Annotated in this window: 25 protein-coding genes; 9 read left to right on the top strand and 16 right to left on the bottom strand. The window is 57.8% G+C overall.

Going from position 1 to position 24177, the window contains the following annotated elements:
- Positions 1-262: 262 nt before the first annotated feature.
- Entirely contained in the window at positions 263-634 is a 372-nt protein-coding gene (locus GH665_RS24505; RefSeq protein ID WP_153139718.1) for a YciI family protein, read from the bottom strand.
- Between GH665_RS24505 and GH665_RS24510 the strand changes: the two genes are divergently transcribed.
- Positions 633-794, top strand: coding sequence for a hypothetical protein (locus tag GH665_RS24510; protein ID WP_153139721.1), 162 nt, complete (start codon positions 633-635; stop codon positions 792-794). The genes GH665_RS24505 and GH665_RS24510 overlap by 2 nt on opposite strands.
- A gap of 190 nt (positions 795-984) precedes the next feature.
- Positions 985-1455 (top strand): hypothetical protein, encoded by a 471-nt coding sequence (locus tag GH665_RS24515; protein ID WP_153139727.1) that lies wholly within the window; start codon positions 985-987, stop codon positions 1453-1455.
- A gap of 1421 nt (positions 1456-2876) precedes the next feature.
- Here GH665_RS24515 and GH665_RS24520 read toward each other — a convergent pair.
- The 6 genes from GH665_RS24520 to GH665_RS24545 all read right to left on the bottom strand — a co-directional run bounded on the left by GH665_RS24520 (position 2877) and on the right by GH665_RS24545 (position 6694).
- Positions 2877-3437, bottom strand: coding sequence for a VOC family protein (locus GH665_RS24520; protein ID WP_246216356.1), 561 nt, complete (start codon positions 3435-3437; stop codon positions 2877-2879).
- Between the two features lie 273 nt (positions 3438-3710).
- Positions 3711-4274, bottom strand: coding sequence for a hypothetical protein (locus GH665_RS24525; RefSeq protein WP_217361907.1), 564 nt, complete (start codon positions 4272-4274; stop codon positions 3711-3713).
- An 86-nt stretch (positions 4275-4360) separates the two neighbouring features.
- Entirely contained in the window at positions 4361-4657 is a 297-nt protein-coding gene (locus GH665_RS24530) for a winged helix-turn-helix domain-containing protein (RefSeq protein ID WP_153139731.1), read from the bottom strand.
- Positions 4658-5227, bottom strand: a complete 570-nt coding sequence (locus tag GH665_RS24535; RefSeq protein ID WP_153139733.1) for a hypothetical protein — start codon at positions 5225-5227, stop codon at positions 4658-4660.
- Positions 5228-5592: 365 nt separating this feature from the next.
- Positions 5593-6102, bottom strand: coding sequence for a DUF3592 domain-containing protein (locus GH665_RS24540; RefSeq protein ID WP_153139736.1), 510 nt, complete (start codon positions 6100-6102; stop codon positions 5593-5595).
- A gap of 202 nt (positions 6103-6304) precedes the next feature.
- Positions 6305-6694, bottom strand: a complete 390-nt coding sequence (locus GH665_RS24545) for a hypothetical protein (protein WP_153139738.1) — start codon at positions 6692-6694, stop codon at positions 6305-6307.
- Positions 6695-6972: 278 nt separating this feature from the next.
- Here GH665_RS24545 and GH665_RS39690 point away from each other — a divergent pair, with 278 nt between their 5' ends.
- Positions 6973-7398 carry a GNAT family N-acetyltransferase gene (locus GH665_RS39690; protein ID WP_217361908.1) on the top strand — a complete coding sequence of 142 codons (426 nt, stop codon included), beginning with the start codon at positions 6973-6975 and terminating at the stop codon, positions 7396-7398.
- A gap of 167 nt (positions 7399-7565) precedes the next feature.
- Here the strand turns inward: GH665_RS39690 and GH665_RS24555 are convergent, their stop codons facing one another.
- Positions 7566-9059 (bottom strand): DUF1254 domain-containing protein, encoded by a 1494-nt coding sequence (locus GH665_RS24555; RefSeq protein ID WP_153139740.1) that lies wholly within the window; start codon positions 9057-9059, stop codon positions 7566-7568.
- 111 nt (positions 9060-9170) lie between these two features.
- Positions 9171-10598 (bottom strand): DUF1254 domain-containing protein, encoded by a 1428-nt coding sequence (locus tag GH665_RS24560; RefSeq protein WP_246216357.1) that lies wholly within the window; start codon positions 10596-10598, stop codon positions 9171-9173.
- A gap of 321 nt (positions 10599-10919) precedes the next feature.
- On the opposite strand from GH665_RS24560, the gene GH665_RS24565 reads away from it, so the two are divergent.
- Complete coding sequence (locus GH665_RS24565; RefSeq protein ID WP_153139744.1) at positions 10920-11297, top strand: hypothetical protein; 378 nt, start codon at positions 10920-10922, stop codon at positions 11295-11297.
- Between the two features lie 14 nt (positions 11298-11311).
- Here the strand turns inward: GH665_RS24565 and GH665_RS24570 are convergent, their stop codons facing one another.
- A complete protein-coding gene (locus GH665_RS24570; protein WP_153139746.1) occupies positions 11312-11638 on the bottom strand; it encodes a hypothetical protein in 327 nt (108 codons plus the stop codon).
- 572 nt (positions 11639-12210) lie between these two features.
- Entirely contained in the window at positions 12211-12513 is a 303-nt protein-coding gene (locus GH665_RS24575) for a putative quinol monooxygenase (RefSeq protein ID WP_153142285.1), read from the bottom strand.
- A gap of 459 nt (positions 12514-12972) precedes the next feature.
- On the opposite strand from GH665_RS24575, the gene cls reads away from it, so the two are divergent.
- On the top strand, positions 12973-14244 hold the full coding sequence (gene cls, locus GH665_RS24580; protein WP_153139748.1) for a cardiolipin synthase: 1272 nt from the start codon (positions 12973-12975) through the stop codon (positions 14242-14244).
- 88 nt (positions 14245-14332) lie between these two features.
- On the opposite strand, the gene GH665_RS24585 is transcribed toward cls, so the two are convergent.
- Both GH665_RS24585 and GH665_RS24590 read right to left on the bottom strand, forming a co-directional pair.
- Positions 14333-14854 (bottom strand): zinc ribbon domain-containing protein, encoded by a 522-nt coding sequence (locus GH665_RS24585; RefSeq protein ID WP_153139750.1) that lies wholly within the window; start codon positions 14852-14854, stop codon positions 14333-14335.
- Between the two features lie 113 nt (positions 14855-14967).
- Positions 14968-15942 carry an alpha/beta fold hydrolase gene (locus tag GH665_RS24590; protein WP_153139752.1) on the bottom strand — a complete coding sequence of 325 codons (975 nt, stop codon included), beginning with the start codon at positions 15940-15942 and terminating at the stop codon, positions 14968-14970.
- An 82-nt stretch (positions 15943-16024) separates the two neighbouring features.
- On the opposite strand from GH665_RS24590, the gene GH665_RS24595 reads away from it, so the two are divergent.
- On the top strand, positions 16025-16462 hold the full coding sequence (locus tag GH665_RS24595) for an RrF2 family transcriptional regulator (protein ID WP_153139754.1): 438 nt from the start codon (positions 16025-16027) through the stop codon (positions 16460-16462).
- Between the two features lie 233 nt (positions 16463-16695).
- Here GH665_RS24595 and GH665_RS24600 read toward each other — a convergent pair whose 3' ends face one another.
- Positions 16696-17481, bottom strand: coding sequence for an IclR family transcriptional regulator domain-containing protein (locus tag GH665_RS24600; protein ID WP_153139756.1), 786 nt, complete (start codon positions 17479-17481; stop codon positions 16696-16698).
- A 188-nt stretch (positions 17482-17669) separates the two neighbouring features.
- Here GH665_RS24600 and GH665_RS24605 point away from each other — a divergent pair, with 188 nt between their 5' ends.
- Positions 17670-18953, top strand: a complete 1284-nt coding sequence (locus tag GH665_RS24605; protein ID WP_153142286.1) for an MFS transporter — start codon at positions 17670-17672, stop codon at positions 18951-18953.
- Between the two features lie 4 nt (positions 18954-18957).
- Positions 18958-19404: a type II 3-dehydroquinate dehydratase gene (locus GH665_RS24610; protein ID WP_153139758.1), complete on the top strand. Its 447-nt coding sequence runs from the start codon at positions 18958-18960 to the stop codon at positions 19402-19404.
- 394 nt (positions 19405-19798) lie between these two features.
- Here GH665_RS24610 and GH665_RS24615 read toward each other — a convergent pair whose 3' ends face one another.
- On the bottom strand, positions 19799-21232 hold the full coding sequence (locus tag GH665_RS24615; RefSeq protein WP_153139760.1) for an MFS transporter: 1434 nt from the start codon (positions 21230-21232) through the stop codon (positions 19799-19801).
- Between the two features lie 122 nt (positions 21233-21354).
- Entirely contained in the window at positions 21355-22680 is a 1326-nt protein-coding gene (locus GH665_RS24620; protein ID WP_153139762.1) for an amidase, read from the bottom strand.
- 117 nt (positions 22681-22797) lie between these two features.
- On the opposite strand from GH665_RS24620, the gene GH665_RS24625 reads away from it, so the two are divergent.
- Entirely contained in the window at positions 22798-23721 is a 924-nt protein-coding gene (locus GH665_RS24625; RefSeq protein ID WP_246216360.1) for a LysR family transcriptional regulator, read from the top strand.
- Positions 23722-24177 lie beyond the last annotated feature (456 nt).

Here is a 24177-nt window from a genome sequence, read left to right on the forward strand (position 1 = left end):
GATTTTTGTCCGGTCCAGGGTCGTTCTGGTCCATCCATGAGCCGGTCGAATCACGGGCCGGATGGGGGGGGGCGTGCCCTCAACGAGCCGGGTAATGAATGGGCCGGGACGTTCTGGGCGCGTTCCCACGCTGAAACCATGACCGTCTACTACGAGTTCGTTTCCTACGAAAATTACCTCGTTAAGAGCGATGTCGAGCATCAACCATATTCACGTGCTGCATGCGAGCGCCAACGCATATTTGAGACACGCGTCCAAGCCCTCATCGGGCCCAGTAGAAATCCATGGGGATAAGCTCGACGACCCATCCACCTTCTTCGCCCAGCGTGGCCGCCGGGTGCATGGAGGCGATGCGCAACGCCTCGTCATGGGTATCCGCCTCGATGATGAACAGGCCGCCCACGACTTCCTTCGACTCGGTATAGGGCCCATCGGTGACGTGCGTCTTGCCACTGCGTGGGCGGAGCGTCCTCCAGCTGTCCAGATCGCCAAGCGATGCGGAAATCAGTACCTTGCCGGTAGCCCGCATCTTGTCGTCCAATGCGGGGCATTGGCTCACCAGGTTCTTGACGTCGTCTGGCGCCATCGCGGCGAATTTATCGGGGGTGAAGTAGGCCAAGCCGAGGTATTTCATGGGAGATCCTTTCGGTGTGAATAACCTGACGACGAAGCTGATGATCGAAAATCGACAATCTTCTGAAAAAAAAATTGTAACGGGTCTCGCCAGACTGTCCCCCTTTTTTGGGGGTGCGGTGCCGACCGCCGGGCTCGTGCTGCACATGCGGATCGCGTGAGGTAGCGGTCGGCCAAGAGCGGTCATCCGGAACATGCGCTGGAATCGCCGACAATTAACTTTGCCGTTCCGATCCTGTGTGACCTTTACTGATGCGACTTGATCGTGGCAGATGGCACACTTTACGGTAAGCTTTGGCGACACCCTCTCCGTGTACAAAACCCAGAAACCACTCCGCGGCCTAAATCCTTATGCCTATCGACTATCGCTTGATCTGGAGCACTCGCCACGTAAAGCGCAAACTAACTGAGCGCAATATTTCGGACCGTGCGACGTTCTGCTACTTCTTTGCGATCATCGCGTTCGACTGGCTTCAGTTTTCGATCGGCAGCTCCGTGCCCGCGCTGTCTTTATCGCCTTGGGCCCTCGCGGGCACTTGGCTTAGCTTCGCGACGACCGTTGGCGGTCTCCTCTACCTGTTTTCATGCAACGGCAACCGTGGCGAGCAGTTTCTTCCGCGCTACTTGCCGCTGTCCGTTACCGTCGGATGGAAATTCGCCATTGCATCGTTAGTACTCGCCACTGTGATCGACATGACCTTCGGTGTCTACGGTCGCGCTGTCGCAGGTTGGGCCAACACGGGAGTCCTTACCGTGCTTAACCTTATGATGTTCTGGCGGATCGGCGAGCATCTGCGCGATTTGTCCCGAGCAGGCGACTGACGAGAACTGTTCATCTTGCCAGCTCTAGCCATGCTTCGCGTGCAAGGGACCTGTGGGGCATGGCAAAACCCTACGTGATCGACCTCGACGCCAACCTGGTCAGGTTCTGCTGTCGAAGCGGCGGCGTCGAAATCCCTTGAAGCGACGTTCAACGACCGATTCGAATGGCCGTTATGGATGATCGCGTGTGTCACCTTTGGATTGACAAGGTGAATTCGCGCGACGGTTGGGTAAGGTACTGACGCGCGGTGGCCGAGCTTCTGGGTTCGGCCAAGAAGAGACGGTCGACCTCCTGCGAGAATCGTCAACAATCGGTACTCGACGCCAGACTAGGATCATTTGACTGGAAACAACATGCGCGAAGTTCAGTCTACGCAGACTTCCTGGGAAAGTGCCGACCGGCCGCGAGCCAAAACGTCAGGCCCGCAACAGCGCCCGCAAACCCGAACACAGGCGCGACCGAATGAACCTCCGACCAAAACCCAAGCAGTGGCGGGGGATTGGGAGGATCGGTGTACCACGTCCACCCAGACGTCAGGGAGATAAATGGGACGACAGCGAGAAGCGCCAGGCCGCATCCCACAAAAACGTAAAAGAGCGGGCTTCGGAGGCGGTAACGGGAAGCAAGTAGGTTAAGCAGCACGCATGGCAGAGCGGAAAAAAACGCCGCTGGAAGCCAAATGATGACGATGAAAGAGCAGTCCGAGAGGAGAACGAGGATTGTTTGCCAAAGTGGGTATAGCAGTCCACTCGATGCCCTCTGCGCAATCACCTGCGGAAACTTGGAGACGACAATATAGGTGCTCGCGGCAGTCACGGCTAGCAGATAAGCCAAGCTGACGCGTAGGGCCGAGGGCCGCAGAGGTAGGCTGTTCGGGTTCATCATCCGCTCGGATTCGATCGTGATTGCGATGATAAATCGAATGTCCGTTATGCCAAAAGCTGAATGGCAGTTTAGGGTCGAACTGAGCTGATCATCATCGGACTCAGTCCGACCATGAAGCGTCATTCGCTCGCCCCGTCGCCCGGACATTCAGGTGTCGGTCCCACTAGGTAAGCGGTCATTCAATTCGCGATGTTGAACGTTGCTTCATCGGCCTTTGCCGACATTGGGCAAGGTCGGGTTGTATGTCAGCAATGTACTGGATTGCTGACGGTCACGGCACCACGCAACGGAACGGTAGCTTTCTGCATCGGGGAACTCACACTTTCGACCCCGAGCGGACCTTCGGGATTCCCGATAACGGCCATTCGAATTTGCCATTCAACGTCTCAGTCTGGAAATTCCATCGGTCGCTGTAAGGCCATGCATGATTCAGGAAATGCGGAGCGCCGGGTTGTCATTGAATCACATGTCGTCTTAATCAGATTGCTTTGACAAACGCCATGTCGTTTCTCATAACTTTCACCTGATGCTGCTTCTAGTCGGGATGGTCCGAGGTCTTTGCGTGGGCAAAAGCCCGGCTCGAGATCGAGATCGAGTTTCCGTCGGGATCTTTGGCGTTCGCGAAACAGTATCCGTCCGCTTTATGTGTGGACCCAAAATCAAGCCCCTGCATCGAACACTGTTCCTTGAAGCCTTCTACGTCTTCGATGTCAAAGACAAGCTTAACCGTTACCTGTCCCGTCTTAACGCTTTTAGCGGCCTGATGCACCATCAGAATCGCCCCGCCATTCGGAGACTTCAATTCTGTGATTCGATCATCCGGATCCGACGAACATGTGAATCCGAAATGACGCTCATAGAAGTCGCAAGTAGCCTCGACACTCCTCACGTACAGCATGATCCGATTGAGCGACGGTTTCATATCATTCGTTGGTTGATTTAGTGGCTGCATTGATGAAAGAAGGCGCGGCGATTGTCGTTGAGAAGCATTTTTTTGTCGAGCGGCTGCTTGGGACAGGAAGCAATATCGACTGACCGAACCTGGCCGGACAAAGACGAATTGCCAGCCACCGACCAGCACCGAGCTTCCGATCACCGCCTTATGCAAACGGCATGGGCCGTCCGAATGTCACACGGTCGCGATCGGCAGCACGCGCCACGGAGCGGACTTTCTACCTTCTCCTTAACGGACTGTCACGAGCGGGACCGCACGAGTTCAGATGCTCTCGCACTTAGAGTACAGGTCGATGAAATGGATAGGCACGCTCCTTCTGGTCATCTCCTATCCGGAGCCCCATGGACTGGGTTGGAGTAGGCCCCAGCACCGACATTGCATCTCGAATGAGAGGTTGATTCGTATAAGCGACTCTTAGCGCAAGGACAGCGCGAGCGACCGCCGACCAGCCAACACAACAACCCGGCCAGCATTGAAGCGCCCCACGAACAGACCATACAGGCAGCTAATCCACAAAATACTGCCTGCGGCAAAACACGTGGCAGCATGATTGGGCACGGCTGCGGCGAGCGCGTGAGCAAGTGCCACCGCAAGCAATGCGAGGCCAGTCAAGTAATGCGGACGGTGCTGCACAGCCTTGCCAAGTGCGAGGCAGGTGAGGCCTGTCAGTGCCATGAGGATCGGCAGCAGCCAACCCGGATGGCCAAGCAGTGCCAGCACGAACACCAGATTGAACAAGAGCCCGGCGCCGCACAGTAGACCTTCCAAAGCGGAGCCCACAGCTGATCCGCGCGCAGATTGAAAACGGCGCGCGCCGGGCACCTTGACGCCACTGTGCGCGGTACGGTGATCGCACCAGGCCCACAGGAAGATCGCGGCACCAGCTAGCAACACCACGCATAGCGTCGACAGATCCTGTGCATGCTTTTGCAGACACCAACCCAGCATCCAGAGCGAGCCGATCGCACTGAAGGCCATCTGGTCCGCTGTCCGCATCGCTTGAATCGATTCTCTATATTTCATCGCAACTCCTGACGAGGATGAGATGCAGCCCGGCAAATCCTCTACGCGTCGCCGTCGAGGATGCTTCGCAAGTGATCGACATACTGCTGAAAGGCCCGTCGCCCCGCCGTGGTCATCGCAACCCGGGTGCGCGGCTTCTTGCCGTTGAAATCCTTCACCACCTCGATATAGCCGGATTTCTCCAGCGTCGTGATGTGTGCCCCGAGATTGCCTTCCGTCGCACCGACAATCTCCCGCAGGCGAACAAATTCGATCTGCTCGTTTTTAGGTAACGCCTTCAGGGCCGCCATGATCTTCAGTCGAACCGGCTGGTGAATGGTCTCGTCCATTTGTGTCATTCAGGTTCTCCTCAGCCACAAGCCGGCGAGAATTAGAGAAACACCGCCCACCACCGCCATCCACAAGTCGTAATGCGTGCGCACCTCGTAAAAGCCATATGCAGTCAACGCTGCCAGGGCTATGCCCGTCCATCCCATTCGTGAACTACCCCACAAACCGCGTAGCACATAGAACATCGACACGATCAACATCATCAGAGACACGACCTGGCGCTCGGCCGTAGGCTGCATAACCAGTTGAACCGCGACGAAGAACGCCATGATGGTGAGGATCGAGCCCAGCCAGCGCCAGATCTGGTTCATCTTGCTCAGACTTGGCTCATCGCGGGCGTGAGGGTTTCTGGTAGCCAGATAGGTGCTGCATGCAATCCCGAGAATGTCCAACGGAACCCAGACCAGATTGATGTGGCTGGGGAAGAAGTCGTTCAGGCTGAAACCCACCAGCCAGATCAGGCCCCACAGGAAAAGATGCGGCGAGGCTTTCTGGTACCCATAAAGGGTGCTGCTCAGCGCACGCGTCTGCTCTACCTCGCGCAACGCTTGTGCTGCCTGTTCCGATGAAATTGGCATCGCTTGGTATCCCTGTCGTGTTGATGCAGATAACTCTATAGTACAGAGTATTCTGTTGCAAGCAGGATTTTAAGGTCTCTCAACGGGGCAAGTGGTTTATGGCAAGTACGCGACCACACTGATGACCAGGACAATGTGGCCCGTGTTTGTCGGGCTAGGCCTGAAGTTGGCAACAGAGAAAATCTAATGACGTGTGCGGATCGTTGACGATCTGGCGCATGATGCCGAACGACTTAAACTGGCCGAACTGAGCCCGACGGCGATCGGCTCAGTTCGACCCTGAGCGGTCGATCCCCTTCCCGCATAGCCGCCATTCCATCGTTGCGAGTTGATCTAGTGACGCGCTGATTGCGTGCACCAGTACTTCATGAAGATTGGTTTGCGGCCCGACGCCGCCCAGTGCGTACAAAGTCCACGGACTTTGCCAAAACCAGAATAGAGATCGCTAGATTTATGGCATCCCCAAGGTCAAATGTCGCCCGATCCAGAACGGAGCGTGACGGGTTGCTCGGATCGTAGAATGCGTGGACGGCGGAACCGACCGGCCGCGAAAGACCATCGCGTGCCGCGACTGGCTCATATCGATACCAGTTCACGTCGAAGCCGTGAGCGATGTGGGTACTTTGGGCACTGTATGACTTACCGTCTACGATGTAGGTATAGGTCCATGACGGTGCCCACAACCGGTTTCCGTACTTCAGAGGTTTCGAGATCGTATCTATGGAGGTGATGGTTGCCCCAGTCTGAGCCCATGTCCGCTCCACTGCGAGGAAGTAGAGTTTCGATCCGACAACGGTACCGGTATATCCGAGTATGCCGACCGCGAGTAATGCCAGCAATGCCAGAATCACTGTGCCGAAAATCTTGAGTTTCATGGACTCTTCTCGGGGGAACCGTTGAATGGTTGCCGGATTGTCTACGATCTACGCGACGATGTCGATCGTCAGAAAGTGTCCGCACTCAGTCGGATGATGAGCGGCTCAGTTCAACCCGTTGCGGTCATAGCCCATTTGTAATTCACTGCCGCAAAACGGTCCTCCAGGAAGGTTTGCGCAGCGCAGACTACCTTTCTGCGGATCAATCGCCAGACGTTGATTCGCCGCTGCTGGAAGGAAATGGCCGAAGTGTTTCTTCTCGCGGCAGCTCTTTAGGGGCATCTGCGGCGAGCCCGTAAACCTCAATGCCACTTAACACGCCTTCACTCTCGAAAATAAATATCCCGGCGGGCTCATCGTTTGGTCCAAAGAAAAATTCTCCGAGGACGCGCACTCCTGGGGGCGCAGGTTGGCGGCCCTTGATCTGGAAATTGACGCTTGCGCAGCCGCACGAACATTGCCAAGGAGTTATTTCTGCCGCCGCGAGTTGTTCGAGAAACTCTCTCGCCTCCGGATGGCCGTGCTCCAGCATCCACCGAGCGAGCGAAAATTCCGCGGCGGACAACGGACGGTTTGTTTCGCGAGTGCTCATAGCGTGCAATTTCGGTTCGACACTAAATCAGCTTAGCACGGGAATGCCGGCCATCTGGTCAGTACGCATGCCAAAATCGGTCCGTCGCGAACGTCTCAATTTGGCCGACTGTACGCGTTCGGCCCATTCACCGTGAGCCGCCGTTCGAAAGCTTGCACCCTAGGCCAGCGGCAGCTTTAAGCGTCATTTCCCAGCGGTTGCAAACGGCCAATTTGAGACATTCGACGGCACCGCTTAAACTGTTGACAATCATTGCTCCCTGACACGCACTGAACGAAATGAACCCGGAGGCATTTGTTGACGGCTTGGATGATCCAACCGCAGCGGGTGGCCCGATTCCTTTGCCCGATGGCTCGACCGTCGCACGTCTGCCCAGCACTGTCCGATGGATTTGGGACGGCGACGTTAGCGGCGCAATCGGATTTCGTTGGCAAGCTGGAACTGCCGAGTTGCCGCCGTACGTACTCGGACATATCGGTTTCTCAGTCGTGCCGTGGAAGCGAGGCAACGGCTACGCCAAGCAGGCGCTCAATTTGATGTTGGGCAAAGCGAGGCGGCAAGGTTTGTCCTACGTCGAGCTAACGGTTGATCCCGAAAAATATAGCTTCGCAGCGGGTGATCGCAGCATGCAATGGTGTCTTGATCGAACGCTTCAAAAAGGCGGCGGCCTATGGAGGTGCGGAGTCTCTTCGCTACCGCATTGAGCTACACGATTGAGGAACCTGTCGGACCCCGTTCGGCCATTTTCAGCCAGTGGGGATCTGCGTGCGAGCGTCCGTCGACTGATGTTGAGCGGACGCTCGCTGCGCGGATATGTGATCAGCTTCGAAGCGCGGCCGTTGGCCTGCGGCGCTCGAAACGACCGTTCAGGTCAGTTGGTTTTTTGGACTGGCGGAGGCGACCACTGACCTTGCATGATTTCGGCCTTAGGCCAGTACGCCCGAATGAACAACTCAAAATCGCCCGTCGGCGCGGGCAGCCAGTTAGCGACTTTGTCTTCGCTCGGGCGTTTGTTCTGGACGTAAAGCGTCAGGGAGCCGTCCGGCCCGTATTTGAGGTCCTTGTTCTTGGTCCCCAATGAGAAGCGGTTGAGTTCGTTCGGCGCAAAGAAGTGAGCCTCGTCATACAGCGTGACCGACCAGAAACCATTCACGGGCGGAAGCTCGCCTTTGGGGAAAGTGACCTGATAGACGTTTGCGCCGTTCAATCGCTGATTCTGCGTATCGTATTCCTGCGCGAAATACGCAGACTCTTTTCGCGGATTGACAAAGATGTTCGCCTTGGCAGCCGCCGTGCGGCTGAAATAGTCCGTGCCAAATTGCGCGCCGTTCTGCGGTGCGATCCAGTTGTTCCCGACCGGCACGCCTGCGTAGTAATAGCTGTGCATTCCGGCGACCAGTTCCTTGTCCGCGTCAACTGCCGACTGCCTGAGCGTCTCGGCGACTTTCGGGTCCTTTGCAGCAGCGTCGAGCAACGAGTTGATCCACGCGTAGAGCGCTTCCTCGCCGGGCTGCGGAGGGACCGCCTTTATAACCAGAGGCAGTTCGTCGAAGAATTTTTCGGGCTTCACCCATTGCGTTTCGGCGCCACTGCCTTGGGTTCCGCCAGCAGGATCGGAAAACTTCGGCAGCGCGCTCCAGTCTTTGGTCTTCGTCCTGCCGTTGAACTCGCTTAACGGATAAGACATGATCTGGCTCACCACCGGCCGGATGGCCTGGCGATCTTCCGCCGTATCGTCCAGGAAAGCGCGCGGAATGATGTAGGCGATATTCGTCGGCGAATGGAACACGCCCGTGATGCCCTTCGGAACTGTACCCTTCCAGTGCGGCCCGACCACCATGTAGAAACCCGGCTTGGTGCCGTACATCTTGCCTACGCCGCCGAGCGTGTCTGTGCGCTGATTGCCAAGCTGGTAGACCCAGAAGCGGCTGCCGAAATCAGGCACCTGGAAGACAACGGGTTCCTTTTCGAGTGAAAGAATACCGAAGCCATAGACGACGTCCTGATTAGGCGTTGCAACAGCACGCTCCTCGGGCTTGATGTAATCAACCAGCATCGTCAGCCGGTTCAATGGCCCAACGGGCAATACGCCGTCACCCAGGCCATTTTCGGGCACCTTCGAGAAAACCAGATACCGGTTGTAGATGTTCACCATCGGCCAGCCCCACAGATAAGCGATCTTGCCCATCTGACTGACATAGGCTTCGGGCAGATGAGTGCCGACGACCGGGCCAGGCGGAAACTTCGCGTTGGCGGTGGGTTCGCCTCGCGTTTGTGCGACAGCCGGCTGGGTTAGCGCGGCAAACGCCAGTGCGCCGGCGGACAGAAGAACACGGACGCGAAAATGCTTGTTCTCTTTGATCATATAACGCTCTCGGTAGGGAGTGGCCGTTCGCCGGAACACGGCAACGGCCTATTGCCAGAAAATGGGGCGGTGCTTCGGTTCGTTTGCATCGCGAAGATCGATCCCTGCCGCCTAGCTGCCCGCCAGCTCCTTGATGTCCTCCAGCTTCCACGACTTGTCGAACCACGGGGCGAGCGGACCGTACAAACGGAAAATTGTGAACCAGCTTTTGCCCGGGATTGTTTGAACCCAGTTGCTCTCATGTCCAGCGGGTGGCTTCGGGCCAAAATAGACGTCGTAAGAGCCGTCGGCATTCTTCTTCAGGTCCTTCTGGCTCGACGCACTCGGGAACTGCTGATCCGTTTGCAGCATCGAGCGGGTCTGTGTGTCGTAAAGAACTATCGACCAGAAGTCTTTCACAGGAACGTTCGGCGGAACGTGCAGGACGTAGTTTTTCGAGCCGTCGAACGGCTTGCCGTTGTTGTCCAGGTTTGACGAAGCGTATTGTGATCCGATACCCGGCATGGCTACCGCCATCGCAGGCGTGTCGACGGTCGCTGCATAGAAGAACATCGTGCGTGCGTCGAAGTTGCGTGCGCCATCGTTAAGCCACTGATAACTTCCACCGATAAATGGCGTGTTCCAGTGCCGGTCCGGGTAGATGGGGGCTGCCTTGTCGCGGTTTGCGAAGTCGATGGCGCGAGCGGTCGCGTTGCCCACGGCAGCCGCGTCGATCAGGATTTTTTTCATCCTGTCGTCGGGTGCGAAAGGCTTACCTTTTTCGATGCCGATAGATCTGAAAATCCCCGTCATGTCGGGGCCATATGCGCCAGCGGGCTCTTCCTGGATGATCTGGTTGACTTCATCGTAGAACGTTACATCGTTCGCGTGAACCGTGTTCATAACCATGCCGGACGCGTTGACGAAGTGAGTCGGTGGTGGATTGTCCTTTTGCGCGTACGGATAGACACGCAGATGCGCCTTGATGCTGTCGGCAGCCGGACGGGCCGAACCGTTTTGCAGGAAGCCACGCCCTACCAGCCAGTTTCCGTAGGTCAACGATTTGACGATGTGATAACCCTCGTCCGGCACCGGCCCCTTGTAATCGGGTGGGACAACCAGATACTTCCCGCCCTTGCCCTTATCCGGTCCCGCGTTACCGTAGTCCGCCACATACCGGAACCAGAAGTCGTCCACTACGCCGAGCACATTGGGTGGTCCTTCAACGACCACAGGCCCGTTTTTCAGATCGAGCCAGCCAAAGTAGTAGACCGACTCGGTGTTCGCTGTCAGGAATAACGACTTCGAATCCATCAGCGTTTCGAAAAGTGCGATTGTCCCGTTGTCCGGCCCGAGCTTGCGCAGACCTCTGCGCATGGCGACCAGTGACGCGCCAGGGATGCCACTGAGGAACGCCTCGACACCGCGCTGAAAGTCGAGGTTGTCATAGACGAGTTGTGCGGTTTGCGGCGTCGGCACGCCGTCAGTAAATTCAAGCTTGCCGAGGCGCGTCTGGGCCGAAGGTGGCGTCAGAATTTGCGGGGGAAGTGGGGTAGTCATCCGCAAATTGCCTTGGGCGCAAGCGGCGGCCGCAAAGGCGAACGTCACAGAGAAAATCGAAACGTTGCCAACACGCGAAATACTATTTTTCATTCTTTCTCCGCAGTCAGTGATGTTTGAAAGCCGCCTCAATCCGATTCGTCCGCACCCCCTGCTGAAGTTCGAGTCGGGGGACGCTGCTCGAGTCTACTTGAATGCATAACGTAATGTTCGTCGCTTTAAACATTGACGGGCGTTTATTATGCTTTTTGCATTTATCTGTTTATCGACGAATTCAAGTGAAATAAATACTGGTTCCGCTTTAAATCGCTGACTAAAGAAATGAATTTGGTATTCCGTCGGCTTGGCAATGGCGAACTGGACGGGCCGGGATGGGAGGCGAAGCCGACATTAACGTTTTCAAATCGGATGTCACGTTTAGGTCGTTCTGAGTCGATCATCATCGGACTCAGTCCGACCATGAAGCGTCATTCGCCCGCCCCGTCGCCCGGACATTCAGGCGTCGGTTCCACTAAGGAAACGGCCATTCAATTCGCGATGTTGAACGTTGCTTCATCGGCCTTTGCCGACATTGGGGAAGGTCGAGTTGCATGTCAGCAACGTACCGGATTGCTGACGGTCACGACACCACACAACGGAATGGCAGCTTTCTGCATCAGCGAACTCACACTTCCGACCCGAAGCTGCCGGTCAATTTGACGACAAGCGGTCACTTATATTGAGTGCGCGCGATATCGCCCGTACGCGAGCAGCACAAAAAACACCAATGAGGCTAAAGCACCGACAAGCAGTGCCGCCCTTGCTACGCCGGCCCAGTTATCAATTTGTGGGTCGTTCAGTGATTTATAGTCACCGCTCACCAGCCAGATAATCGGCGCGTAGTTGAATTTACCGTCATCCCCGAGGCGCGCGCTTTCTCCCGGATAGTCTCTCTGCAGTTTGGCGGCGATTTTGCTCTGCATAAGGCCGTAGGCTACCAGGCCGATCAGGGCTAGAGCGATAAGCGCCTCGAAAATGTGCATAACATCGGCGGAATTCATGTCGTGAAATTTTTCCTGAGTTGCGTTGCCTTTGCTAAGGAAGATTATCGACGATTTTCATATCAAGGCCGACTGACCGCTTATGGCCGGGAGCACGCATTCGCCGCGTCTACCGGAAAGCTGCCGTTGACGAGTCCAACGGCGGCGCTAGAGAGCGTTCGCCGAACCGGTGCTATCGGCCAGTTTGGGACGTTCGGTGGCACCGCTTAAACTGTTGGCAATCATTGCTCGCAGACACGCACCGAACAAAATGAGCGCAATTGAATTGTTGAGACCTACGACCTCATTGCTGCCGAGCTACGTTTCGGCTCTTGAGACGGGATGGCCATCTGACAATGTCCGTAAGGAAGTCGCCGCGTGCGAACAATTGCACGCCATCGAAGTGAACGCGGAGGCATTTGTCGATGGCCTTGACGAGCCAGCCGTATCGAGCGGCCCGATTCCTTTGCCCTCTGGCTCAACCGTCGTCCGTCTGCCAAGCATTGTCCGATAGATTTGGGACGGCGAGGTTAGCGGCGCAGGTTGTTCAAGCTCTGCGACGCTAGCAAGTCCCGCGCCGGAAGCCGACGCGGCTACGAAGGCAGCTTCGCCGCGAGTACATCGATGTTCATAATTTCCGGCGGGTTAGCGAAAAGATCCGGAGCCCTCGCCATCAGCGCCTCGGCTACTTTGCCCGCCAGGTGCGCCTGGCGTCCGGCGTCGTCGGGGAACGCGTCGAATATGCCGTACACCGATGGCGCGATTTTCAGCCCGAACCACGCGATCGTCGCGGGTTCCTGCTCGACGAGCGGCAGTCCGCCCATCAGGAAGCTTTCGACTTCCTGCTCCTTGCCCGGCTTCGCTTCGAGCCGGACGAATAACGCTGTCTTGACCATGCCTGCCTCCATGTTGATGCCGCTTGCGGATATCGACGGGAACTCCCCTATGATCTCTTCACGCATGCGTGGCACGCGCCCAAACTGTCGCCAACGGCGTATTGATTAGAAGCACCGTCGCACCAGGATCTAACGATGAGCCTACTACTAGTTGACGCTGTAGCATAGCTATGATCGAAACGTGACTAACGCCTCCCTTTCGGCTGCTATGGAGAAACGTCCGTGCCTCCTTCGGGTCAAACTGAGTCGGGCACCATCCGAGCGACGACGGCCCGTTCATCTATTTCGCAACGGACCGGGTTCGGCCAGTGCCGATAATGGGCTTGATCGAAGCCGCCGTCGCTCATAGCTTGTCCGCATTCGACACCCGTCTGTGGTTGCACAGGCAATACCATCCGCAGTCCGGAATACCCGTACACTAACGACTCCGGACGAGTGTCCGCTACGCGAGGCTCGCGCATGCCGACGATTGCCCTAATTGTCTTGACGGTCGCGGTAACGCTCGTCGTCGTGCTGGTGATCGCGAACCTGACGAGCGGCGAGAAGAAGCTCGAGCACAAGATCGAACGGCTGTACGCAAGTGACGATCCGCAGTTCATTCGCTCGATGGGGCTGCTGCTCGGGCCGCCCGTCATTTCGGGCAACCGCTTCGAGGTGCTCCTCAACGGCGACGAGATCTTCCCGTCGATGCTGGAGGGCATCCGCTCGGCGCGGCACACGATCACCTTCGAAACCTTCATTTACTGGTCCGGTGCGATTGGCGAGGAATTCGCGCGCGCTCTCTCCGACAAGGCGCGCGCGGGTGTCGCGGTGCATGTGCTGCTCGATTGGATCGGCTCGTCGAAGATGGACAGGCGCTATCTGCGGATGCTGCGCGAGGCGGGCGCGGAAGTCGTTCGGTACCACAAGCCGCACTGGACCGGTCTCGGCCGCATGAACGACCGCACGCACCGCAAGCTGCTCGTGATCGACGGACACATCGGCTTTACGGGCGGCGTGGGTATCGCCGACGAGTGGACCGGGCACGCGCAGGATGAGAAGCACTGGCGCGACATGCACTTTCGCGTCGAAGGCCCGGCGGTAGGACAGATGCAGGCGGTTTTCATGGACAACTGGATCAAGTCGATGGGAAATGTGCTTCACGGCCGGCAATACTTCCCGGAGATCGACGCCGCAGGCGAAGGCCTCGCGCACATGTTCAGCAGTTCGCCCTCCGGCGGCAGCGACGACATGCAGCTGATGTACCTCATGGCGATCACCGCGGCAACGCATTCCATCCACTTGGCGAGTGCGTACTTTGTGCCGGACAAGCTGACGATCAACGCGATCGTCGAGGCAGCGAAGCGCGGGGTGAAGGTGCGCATCATCACGCCCGGCAAACGCATTGACACCCACACGGTGCGCGAGGCGTCGCGCGCGTGCTGGGGCGACCTCCTCGCCGCGGGCGTTGAGATGTACGAGTATCAGCCCACGATGTATCACTGCAAGCTGATTGTCGTCGACGAGTATCTGGTGTCGGTCGGCTCGACTAACTTCGACAGCCGCTCGTTCAAGCTCAACGACGAGGCCAATCTCAACATCTATGACCACGATTTCGCGCGCCAGCAGACGGCCGTTTTCGACGGCGACGTTGTCAACGCGAAACGCATCACGCTTGACGACTGGCGCCGCCGTCCGCTCCGTGAAAAGCTGCTGGAACGGCTTGTCGCGCTGCTCGATTCGCAGCTTTGAGGTTTGGAGCCGCCCGAGCGAACGATGACAACAGATACATACGATCGAGCGGGATGATTCACAATTCTCCGGTTGGATCGGGGCGTCGTCAGGGCGGCAATCTGCCTGCGCTCGCACTGACGGCGAGAACCGTTTTGCCGTCACTGGCAAGGCCACACTCGTAAATGATCGGTGTATAGACGCCGATGTCATTCTGGAACTCGGCCTTGTCGCCAATGTATGTGATGGCGCCGCCCGGACTATCGCTCCAGCGAAAGCGACTGAACTTCACCTCGTAGGGGCCGCCCGTCCATCTGACGGTGCGCGTCGCAAGTCGCTCGATCGGACCCTTGCAATAGATGCTGGCCGCAGCGTTCCCTTGATCGCCGAGACATTGCAGATCGTCCTTGCGACACGACTGGGCTTGATTCGCTGCGTCGCTGCCGTACCTGGCGCCGTTGTCCGAAACGCAACCCCAGGTGATCAACGAACCGACTATAAGCATTCCCCAGCCGCCCAACGTTCTTCCCGCGCCGGTCTGCCGCTTGACCACAGGCGCGCCGCTCTTGACGCACGACGTCGCCTTGTCGCTTATCTCTTTCCCGCGTTGCTTGCGTTTGAGGACCGCCATGAATTCCTCCGATCATTTCCCACATCTCGTCGACACGGTCTTTCTAGATTAGGACAATCTGCCGATCGGGCAGGCACGCGTTCACCGTCCGTGTCAGATCGCGTCCGTGTACATCAAAGATGGCGGAGAAACTCAATCAATGCCGCGTTGACGAAATCCGGCGCCTCCTGTTGCAGCCAATGCCCTGCTCGCGGAACGATTCGCGAGGCCGACAGCCTGGGCACGATCTGGGTCATGCCGTCGATAATTTCGTGCATGCCCGGCATTGCCAGACCGGTGTCTCGCTCTCCGACAAGGTACAGGGCGGGAACCTCGACGAGCAGGCCCTCGAAAGCCGATTGCACTTCCCAGTTGCGATCGAGGTTGCGGTAGTAGTTCAATCCACCGCGAAAGCCAGAAATGCTGAATCCTTGTACAAACTTGTCGAGGTCGGTGGGTGTGAGCCACGCGGGCAACAAAGGTGGATCAATCAGAGCGTCAAGGAGTCCACCACTGCGCGGCACAAGTCCGAATGGATTGGGCGTATTCGCATCGCGGGCCCCGACGTCGCCTGATGCGGAGTAATAGATCTTGCGCAATGTCGTGGCAACGTCACGCTCAAGTTCGGCTTCGGCCAAACCAGGTTCGGAAAAGTAATGCGTATAGAACCTCGTCTGGTCGGTCTGCGGAAAAAGCCGGCTCGGGGTCATCGGCGCGCGGCCCATCATCGGCACCCCAAGCGCAACGACAGCGCGAAAGCGGTCAGGCCGAAGCAACGCGGCTTGCCAGGCAATGGTTGCCCCCCAATCGTTTCCCACAACAACTGCGTCGCGTTCTCCGAGAATGTCAACGAGTGCCACCAGGTCACCGACAACGTCTAACGTCGTGTACTGTCCGATTGCCGTTGGGCATTCGCTTGATCCGTAGCCACGCAGATCCGGTGCTATTGCGTGGAAGCCGGCGTGCGCAAGTGCCGCCAGTTGATGGCGCCAGGCATGCGAGGTCTCAGGAAAGCCGTGACAAAGGAGCACCAACGGGCCATCGCCCTGTTCAGCGACATGCAGGCGAATTCCGTTGGCTTCAACAAAGGTTTGGCGGTATGCGGTCATGGTTGCTCTGGCAGAGATGTATGCACACAAGAATCCCGAGATAGCGTAACATCAAAAGTTGCGCATTACCAAGCTTCCGAATATGCAACGCGATACCCGATTGGCTCGACTTCTGCACGTCCTCATCCACATGCATCTTCGAGGAGGCGCGACTACCTCAGAGACGATTGCGCTGATGCTGCATACGAACCCCGTCTTTGTCCGCCGAACGATGGCTGCGCTACGCGAAGCGGGGTACGTAAAGTCGACTGGTGGTCCAGGCGGAGGCTGGGCGCTTGCCTGTGACCTCAACGATCTTACGGTGAGAGATGTCTACGAGGCCATTGGACATACCGCGCCGTTTGTGATCTGCCTGGCCGACGACAATCACACTTGTCCGGTGGAAGCGGCGGTAAATCGCCACATCAATGAGGTGTTGGGTTCAGTGGAAAATACGTTACTTCAATTGCTTGGTGACAAGCGGCTCTCCGAGATCGCGCACGACGTGACGTCGTCAAAGTCGCGCAAAAAGACTAGTTAATCTCGCGGAGCAACGGAGTGGGTGGCAATGGGTGCAAGCATCAAGGGTCTGGCCGATAGCGATTTGCGGCACGAACGTGTGGGAGCTTCCGACCCGTTGCTGCCAGCCGTACGGTCGGCAGATCAAGGGCCGCTGCCAGAGACGTTCGGTCATCCACGCCGACGTATCGGAGACAGCAGTTCGGTCAAAGCGGACCAGGTCCTCCGCCCGGAGGGCATGAGTCCGGTCCCTTTTCATCCCTTGCCGAGGGGTGGCCGACTGGGGAATCCCGCCATATTGCTCAACTGAGCCAGCTCATTCGCTGCCCCGCGCAGCAGTACCGAGTACTCGTGAATCTTCTCGGCAGTCAGCCGCACCCGCAGACCGGCCAAGCTGATAACGCCGACGCAGCGCGAACCACTTATTACAGGCACCGCCATCGCTGACATGCGCGGGGCAAACACCTCGTCGATCATCGCGTAACCACGTATGCGAGCAGCGTGCAGGAATCCCAGCAGCGCTTTGATTGTCGTCGGCGCATTGGGTCCGAACTCATTTGGCGGTCCGAAGCCCTGCTTCAAAACCAGTGCGATCGCCTGTTCGTCGGTCATCGTCATCAGCCACGCGTGCCCGGTCGACGTGCATGAAAGTCGCGCGGCCTGGCCCATGTCGGGGTCGTAGCGGAAGCCGATGCGATGCCCGTCCGCCTTACCCACCCAGATAATCGCTTCACCGTCCACCAGCGACAGCCGCGCCAGTTCACCGGTTTGCGCGGCGACGCGCTCGATGATCGGCTGGGCGATATCCGCGATGCCCGTGAGGCTCAGGAATTCGAGTCCGTTCGACGTCATGCGCATGGTCAGGATGTACCGGCTGTGATCGGTCAGTTGACGGACATACCCGCTTTCAACAAGTTCGGCGAGCAGACGGTGGCACGTGCTGCGCGGCAGGGACAAGGCATCCGCAATGGCTACGAGGCCAACGCCTTCGCCTTGCGACGCCAGCAGATCGAGAATTCTCAGACCGTTTTTGAGTGACATTTCCCGTCTATTTTCGCAGTGTGAAATGCAGTTCCGGCGCGGAACGGCCCGTCTTTGCAGCGCAAACAATAGCACTGGTTCGTCGCCAGAAACGAACGTTTCAACATATCGGGAATTCAGGAGACAACATGTTATTTTTCGCTGATTCAGATCTTGCCGCACAAGAACAGTCCGCGCAGGCTCACTTGATGGCGCGCCGGGCGGTGGCAGGCGCAACCGTCGGTACAGCGCTCGAATGGTTCGACTTCGCACTGTATGGCGTGGTCGCAGCCACGATCTTTCCAAAGCTATTTTTTCCGTCGCTGGACCCGACCGCCTCGCTGCTCGCGTCGCTGGCTAGCTTCTGGGCCGGGCTGGCCGCACGCCCGCTTGGCGCGGTGATCTGCGGGATGCTCGGTGACCGTTGGGGACGCCGCAAACTGATGCTGATCACCGTTTCGGTGATGGGTGCGTCATCGTTCCTGATGGGGTTGCTGCCCACCTACCAGCAGGTTGGCATCCTCGCGCCGACGTTGCTGGTGTCGCTGCGCATCATTCAGGGTTTTGCGCTCGGCGGCGAATCGACGGGCGCGCAACTGATGGCGGTGGAGCATGCGTCTGCTAACCGCCGTGGTTGGTATTCGGGGCTGCTTGGCATTTGCTCGCCACTCAGTCAGATTCTCGCCAATTTCTCGCTCTTTACTTTGGCCGCACTGCTTTCGTCGGAGGACTTCGATTCTTGGGGATGGCGAATCCCATTCCTCGCAAGCTTTGTGCTGGTGCTGCTGGGCATTTACATCCGCAGGAAGGTTAGCGAGACACCGGCATTCGAGGCGCTCAAGCAGACTGGCGCTCCCACACGCGCCGCCAATCCACTCGGTACAGTCTTCAAATATCACTGGCGCACCGCGCTTCGCCTGACGCTGTTCTTCTGCGGCCCGGCCGCGCTGTTTTATCTGATCGTCGTTTTCTCGCTCAGCTACCTGACGAAACACCTCGGCGTACCCAAGCAGACGGGCTTCATGCTGCTAATGGTTGCGAATGTCTGTGCCATCGTGGGGGCGCTGGCGGGCGGCTATCTGAGCGATCGGATCGGACGCAAACGTGCGCTGATGATCGGCTCGTTCTGCACGTTGATCTGCTGCCTGATCTACTTCCCGATTCTCAACCAGAACTCAATCGCCATGACCATGGCCGTGATGGGCGCATTCCTCGGTTTCACACAGTTCCAGAGTGGCATCCAGCCGGTCTGGTTCGCTGAGTCCTTTCCGACCGAGGCGCGCTACACGGGGTCCGCACTGTCGTACTCGGGAGCCAACCTGCTCACCGGCGGCCCGATGCCGATCGTCGCCGTGGCGCTGCTCAATGCCTTTAACGGTTCTCCATGGGCCATCGTAGCGGTTTGCGGCTCGCTGAACCTGATCTCCTTCCTGATGATCGCAATATCCCGTGAAACCAAAGGCACGTCCCTGGAATGTTCTTCTACACATTGACACCATGACTCGCAAACTCTACATCCTCAATGGCTCCAATCTGAACATGCTGGGCGCAAGGGAGCCGCACATTTACGGCACCACCACGCTCAAGGACATCGAAGAGAACTGCCTGACGCTGGCCGACACGCTCAAGTTCGACTGCGTATTCCGTCAGACCAACAGCGAAAGCGAGCTGATCGACTGGATCCAGGAAGCGTTCCTGCAGGACGCAGCGCTGATCATCAATCCCGCCGGTTTTTCGTTCGGCCGGATTCCGGTGCTCGACGCAGTCAAGCTCGTCCGCCGGCCGGTAGTGGAATTGCATATCACCAACATCCACCGGCGTTCCGAAGAATATCGCCACTCGACGATCTCGGTGGCAGCCACAGCGGTGATCTGCGGAGCTGGTGCGAACGGATATTTGCTAGCGATACGTGCGATTGACGATCTGTGGGGCAACCAGACTTGAGCCTGCCTGCCACTTTATAAACCATGCAGGCTCCGCGACGGAGCCCGCGTCGGCCGACATGTGCGTGTCGGGCATCGGGCAGGATTCCGAGCGGACCAGCTGTTCGAGTGACCATTGCATGCCTTTGGCGAGTGGCCGAAACTGGCCGGTCGAGGACCGACGATGCCGTCGGGCCCGCACCGCCTGTCGCCCGACGCGCGGACGGCAGTCTTCGACCCGTTCCGGTCCTTCAACTGGTGTTCGCGAATGCCACAACTGTGATGGAAAGCAGTCGGTCTGAGTCAATCGGGCGGGGGGACGCAACTCGATATCGCGGATTCGACACCGCTCCATCCTTGCCCTCGGGGAACTTTTCGAGAATGGCGATCGGTTCCTGGACTGACGCCTAGTCACTTCAGCGAGACACGAAGTCGAGGCTCCGTCGATTGGTCTTCGGACCAAACACGCCGATGGTAATCATCACGACAATCATGACGGCCGTGATCAGGGCGAAGACGCCGGACGTGCCAAAACTGCGAAGCGTGAAAGCGATAAAGAAGCCGGAGAACATCGCGGACAACCGCGACAGGGAATAGACGAAGCCCACTGCGCGAGCTCTGATGCGGGTGGGGTAGAGTTCGGCCTGATACGCATGATAGCCCGCCGACAGCAGCGTATTGCAGAGCGTCAGCAGCACGCCGAGCGCGATCAGAAAAACACCGGACTGCACGACCGCACACATCCCACCGAACAGTGCAACGCCCGCTGCCGACAAGACAATCAAAGTCTTGCGTTCTATCCGGTCCGCAATGGCGAGTCCAATCAGCGGCCCGATAGGATTGGCGAATGCGATGATGAACGAGTACAGCAGGCTATGGGTTACCGTGATGCCTTTGGCCACTAGCAATGTCGGCACCCATGAAGCGAAACCATAGAAGCCGATCGACTGGATCAGGTGAAACGTCAGCAGGACAAGCGTTCTTCTAAGGTATGGCGGCTGCCAGATCTCGCTGAAACGCGCCGGTTTCTGCACGGATTCGATGTGCGCACCAGACTCATTTCCACTGTCCTTCACCGGTATGCCAATTTTCGCTTCGAGCGCATCGAGAATCTGTCCGGCCTCCGCAAGCCTCCCGTGCTGCGCGAGCCAACGGGGACTTTCCGGAACCCGACGACGAATCGCCCAGACGGCGATAGCGCCCAACGCACCGAGTCCAGCGGTCAAACGCCAGCTCGCGATGCCGCCGACAGGATGCTGTTCGAACCACCACGCGAAAAACGCGACCGAGGGAACTGCCGTGTACTGCACGAGGTGGACGAACGCAAATGCCCTTCCACGAAAGTGCGCCGGGACCAGCTCACTTACATAGGTATCGATCACGACTAGCTCCACACCGACGCCGATTCCCGCGATGAGTCGCCAGATGTTGATCGCCTGGGCGGAATCCTGAAACGCCATGACAAGCGTCGCTACCGAATACCATAGCAACGAAGCTGTAAATACGGTCCTGCGCCCGAACCGATCGGCAAGACCGGTCAACAGAAATGTGCCGATGAACAAACCTGCAAATGATGCCGCCACGAACGCGCCCAGCCCGCTGAAACCGAAAAACGACGCTGTAGTCACCGAATACATTCCGCTCTTGACCAGACCTGGTCCGACGTATGCCGTCATGAAAAGGTCGTAAAACTCGAACCAACCTCCGATCGATACCAACAGCACCAGCATCCACACGGGCCGCGTGGCAGGAAGCTGATCGAGACGTCGGCTGATCCCCGAAGCGGATTCGGACGTGTGACCAGGCGTCACCTGTGCCTCCGTCACTGTCTGAGACGATATTGCATACATCAATGCTCCTCCTGGCGCTTTGACAGCGCGCCGCTTATAGGGTGATCGTCACCCGGATTTGGTTTTGTAATTGCAGTCTCGCAAACACGGCGATGCGTCGAGCCGAGTTCTGCTTTAAAAATTCATCGGATGACGCATGAAGCCATGCGCGATTCGCTGCTTATCGTTGCGCCTTGATCTCGACGAAGGCTTTCGACCCAACTGCCCCAACCAAGTAGTTCAGCGTCTCCGTTCCACTTGCCTACCAACTGAATACCGAGAGGCAAACCATGACGGGACCGCCCAAAGGGAATATGCAGACATGGCCATCCGAGCACCGACCAGACTACGTTGAATGCAGAGGACCCCGTAGCCGCAAGTCCCAGCGGCGCTTCACCGGGCACGCTAGGAGCGAGAATCAGATCGGCGTCGCCGAAGTGGAAATTCCATGTATCTCTTAGCGAGGACTGAACGTCCTTCATCCCACGATATTGGCTGCGTGAGATCGCAAGACCCTGCCGAACACAAGCCAGCAATACCTCACTGAGCCCGCTGCGTACTACTCTCGCGACTGACGCCAGGCTGCGTGCGAACTCGTACTGCATGATGGTTCGATGTGCTTCCACCAGCAGCGCGAATTCCCGTGGAAAGGCAATCTGCATACAGGTTGCGCCGTGATCTACCAGCGCACGTTCGGCCATCGCGAGTACCTCTCTCGCGTCTGCATCCAGAGCATGCAGCGAGGTGCCGTACATCACTGCGACTCGCGGACGTCTCGCCGGCGATTGCAACACGCGCTCGTCGGACAGCAGCACGTCAGCAATGGCACCAATATCGCTGACCGACGTTCCGTACCATCCGACCACATCCAGCGATTCGCACGACACCTTCATGCCGTCTCGCGGTACAGCACCGAATGAAGGTTTGAAACCCGCCACGCCGCAGAACGCCGCGGGCCGGATTATGGAACCGCCTGTCTGCGTGCCGATAGTCACGGGTACCATGCCGGCAGCAACCGCTGCAGCCGAGCCGCTAGAAGAGCCACCCGGCGTGCGCCGGAGGTCGTGGGGATTACGCGTCGGTCCCGGGTGTTTATAGGCAAATTCGGCTGTGACGGTCTTACCGATCGGCACTGCTCCTGCGGCACGCAACATGCCCACGCATGCAGCATCAAACTCTTCGGCGCGACGCGCGAAAAGCTGTGCGCCGTACGCGGTTGGCATGCCGGCAACATGAAGCACGTCCTTGACGCCGATAGGCACGCCGGCGAGCGGTGCTGCTGTATCTACTGCACTTGCTGCTTCGATTGTGTCCGCACGTGGTGCGATGCAAGCCCACGCACGTATTTGCGAATCCAGCGCTTCGATTGACGCCAACGATCGGCGAACAAAGTAGTCTTTCGGTCTCTCTTTTCGTCGAACCTGCCCGGCGATCTCGCGCACGCCTAATTGTCGGATTTCACCTTCCATCTTTCCGTTCCTGGGTTATCTCGCACCACCTCTTGTGATGCTGTCCCGAAGCGTATATAACGGATTATTCATAGTCCAATTCATAATTAACAGACATTTATGTCGAAATCTGAATTAATGGCGGCCAGCGTCGACGCGAAACTGGTCGCGACATTCTGCGTAGCGGCCGAGGAATTGCATTTCGCGAGGGCGGCAGAGCGCCTTTTCATGAGCCAGCCGGCGCTGAGCCACCAGATCAGACGGCTCGAAGAAACGGTCGATGCGGAGTTGTTCACCCGCACCACGCGTTCGGTCCAACTGACACCGGCGGGCGTCGTGATGCTCGAGCATGCGCGGGAGCTTCTGAGGGACATGGAGCGCATGGTGCGCCGTGTCAGGCAGGCGGCACGCGGAGAAACGGGTAGGCTATCGGTCGGGCTGACACCTACGGCAGCGTGTTCTCCGCTCGCGGAGGCGCTACATCAGTACCGGCTGGCGAACCCAGGAATTGAACTGGACCTGCATGAACTGAACTCCATCGAGATGCAGAGTGCGCTGAGACTGAGAACGATCGACGTCGCGCTTATGCGGCCCACCGCAGTGGACGCAGACATGCGCGTCGAAGTGATCTATCGTGAGCCGATGTATGTGGCGATGCGATCTGATCACCCGTTGACGACAAAATCCAGTGTCGATCTGGCAGAGCTCGCTAGCTATCCACTCGTCGGATACCGAGCCGATGCGTCGCCCTACTTCCGGAATCTCATTCACTCGGCCTTCTCGATTGCCCGCGTAGTCCCTTCTTTTCTCCAGGATAGCGTATTACCGACGTTACTAACGCTAGTCGAAGCAGGCGTCGGCCTTGGCGTCGTGCCGGAGTCGGTCATCAGCGCGCGCGGCGGCAATCTGGTCTATCGCAAGTTGCCCAAGCGCGAAGAATTGACTGCAAAGATAGTAGTGACTGAATGCCAGGCGCAGCCGAATCCCGCAGCACGACCATTCATCATTTCCATTGCAAATCCGCCACCACAAACCGATATCAAGGAAGAGCCCACGAGTTGAATAATCAGGCGTTATGACGACCTCAACGAATGTCCAGTATCGTGGACCGCAGAGTTGGGACTTTGCGTGTGTCTCCGTCGACGGGCTCAGGTCGACATCCCGCTACATCGAGTCCACTCTCCACACACCCATCGCTAAGGTTGCGCCGATAAGAACGACCGCTTCAGGTTGGTCTTCGGCCACTCGCGCCGCCTTTGTCGAGCGTCCCGTCCTGGCCGAACCCGGAAGTTCGGCCCGCGCTCGTCAGTCGCCTGCCAACCTCGACGCGCACTTCGCTTGTCGACCCGTCTCGGTCATCCAGACACGATTCATCTCCGTCCGCTTTCGAAGCATCTACGGTCGAAGGTCGCAAAGTGTGCGACGACAGTTGGCGGCCTTTGAAACCAATTCTTTGACGGTGCCCATGGCGAAACCGGCAAAGGGCTTGGCGCCTCCTCTTCGCCGGTGATCGAGGCC

Source organism: Paraburkholderia agricolaris, assembly GCF_009455635.1.
GTDB lineage: Bacteria > Pseudomonadota > Gammaproteobacteria > Burkholderiales > Burkholderiaceae > Paraburkholderia > Paraburkholderia agricolaris.

Excerpts from the sequence above, each read along its gene's own strand:
- GH665_RS24510 (WP_153139721.1), top strand. The coding sequence starts at position 633 with ATGGGAGATCCTTTCGGTGTGAATAACCTGACGACGAAGCTGATGATC.
- GH665_RS24505 (WP_153139718.1), bottom strand. The coding sequence starts at position 634 with ATGAAATACCTCGGCTTGGCCTACTTCACCCCCGATAAATTCGCCGCG.
- GH665_RS24515 (WP_153139727.1), top strand. The coding sequence starts at position 985 with ATGCCTATCGACTATCGCTTGATCTGGAGCACTCGCCACGTAAAGCGC.
- GH665_RS24525 (WP_217361907.1), bottom strand. The coding sequence starts at position 4,274 with ATGGCCTTCAGTGCGATCGGCTCGCTCTGGATGCTGGGTTGGTGTCTG.
- GH665_RS24530 (WP_153139731.1), bottom strand. The coding sequence starts at position 4,657 with ATGACACAAATGGACGAGACCATTCACCAGCCGGTTCGACTGAAGATC.
- GH665_RS24535 (WP_153139733.1), bottom strand. The coding sequence starts at position 5,227 with ATGCCAATTTCATCGGAACAGGCAGCACAAGCGTTGCGCGAGGTAGAG.
- GH665_RS24540 (WP_153139736.1), bottom strand. The coding sequence starts at position 6,102 with ATGAAACTCAAGATTTTCGGCACAGTGATTCTGGCATTGCTGGCATTA.
- GH665_RS24545 (WP_153139738.1), bottom strand. The coding sequence starts at position 6,694 with ATGAGCACTCGCGAAACAAACCGTCCGTTGTCCGCCGCGGAATTTTCG.
- GH665_RS39690 (WP_217361908.1), top strand. The coding sequence starts at position 6,973 with ATGAACCCGGAGGCATTTGTTGACGGCTTGGATGATCCAACCGCAGCG.
- GH665_RS24555 (WP_153139740.1), bottom strand. The coding sequence starts at position 9,059 with ATGATCAAAGAGAACAAGCATTTTCGCGTCCGTGTTCTTCTGTCCGCC.
- GH665_RS24560 (WP_246216357.1), bottom strand. The coding sequence starts at position 10,598 with ATGACTACCCCACTTCCCCCGCAAATTCTGACGCCACCTTCGGCCCAG.
- GH665_RS24565 (WP_153139744.1), top strand. The coding sequence starts at position 10,920 with ATGAATTTGGTATTCCGTCGGCTTGGCAATGGCGAACTGGACGGGCCG.
- GH665_RS24570 (WP_153139746.1), bottom strand. The coding sequence starts at position 11,638 with ATGAATTCCGCCGATGTTATGCACATTTTCGAGGCGCTTATCGCTCTA.
- GH665_RS24575 (WP_153142285.1), bottom strand. The coding sequence starts at position 12,513 with ATGGTCAAGACAGCGTTATTCGTCCGGCTCGAAGCGAAGCCGGGCAAG.
- cls (WP_153139748.1), top strand. The coding sequence starts at position 12,973 with ATGCCGACGATTGCCCTAATTGTCTTGACGGTCGCGGTAACGCTCGTC.
- GH665_RS24585 (WP_153139750.1), bottom strand. The coding sequence starts at position 14,854 with ATGGCGGTCCTCAAACGCAAGCAACGCGGGAAAGAGATAAGCGACAAG.
- GH665_RS24590 (WP_153139752.1), bottom strand. The coding sequence starts at position 15,942 with ATGACCGCATACCGCCAAACCTTTGTTGAAGCCAACGGAATTCGCCTG.
- GH665_RS24595 (WP_153139754.1), top strand. The coding sequence starts at position 16,025 with ATGCAACGCGATACCCGATTGGCTCGACTTCTGCACGTCCTCATCCAC.
- GH665_RS24600 (WP_153139756.1), bottom strand. The coding sequence starts at position 17,481 with ATGTCACTCAAAAACGGTCTGAGAATTCTCGATCTGCTGGCGTCGCAA.
- GH665_RS24605 (WP_153142286.1), top strand. The coding sequence starts at position 17,670 with ATGGCGCGCCGGGCGGTGGCAGGCGCAACCGTCGGTACAGCGCTCGAA.
- GH665_RS24610 (WP_153139758.1), top strand. The coding sequence starts at position 18,958 with ATGACTCGCAAACTCTACATCCTCAATGGCTCCAATCTGAACATGCTG.
- GH665_RS24615 (WP_153139760.1), bottom strand. The coding sequence starts at position 21,232 with ATGTATGCAATATCGTCTCAGACAGTGACGGAGGCACAGGTGACGCCT.
- GH665_RS24620 (WP_153139762.1), bottom strand. The coding sequence starts at position 22,680 with ATGGAAGGTGAAATCCGACAATTAGGCGTGCGCGAGATCGCCGGGCAG.
- GH665_RS24625 (WP_246216360.1), top strand. The coding sequence starts at position 22,798 with ATGGCGGCCAGCGTCGACGCGAAACTGGTCGCGACATTCTGCGTAGCG.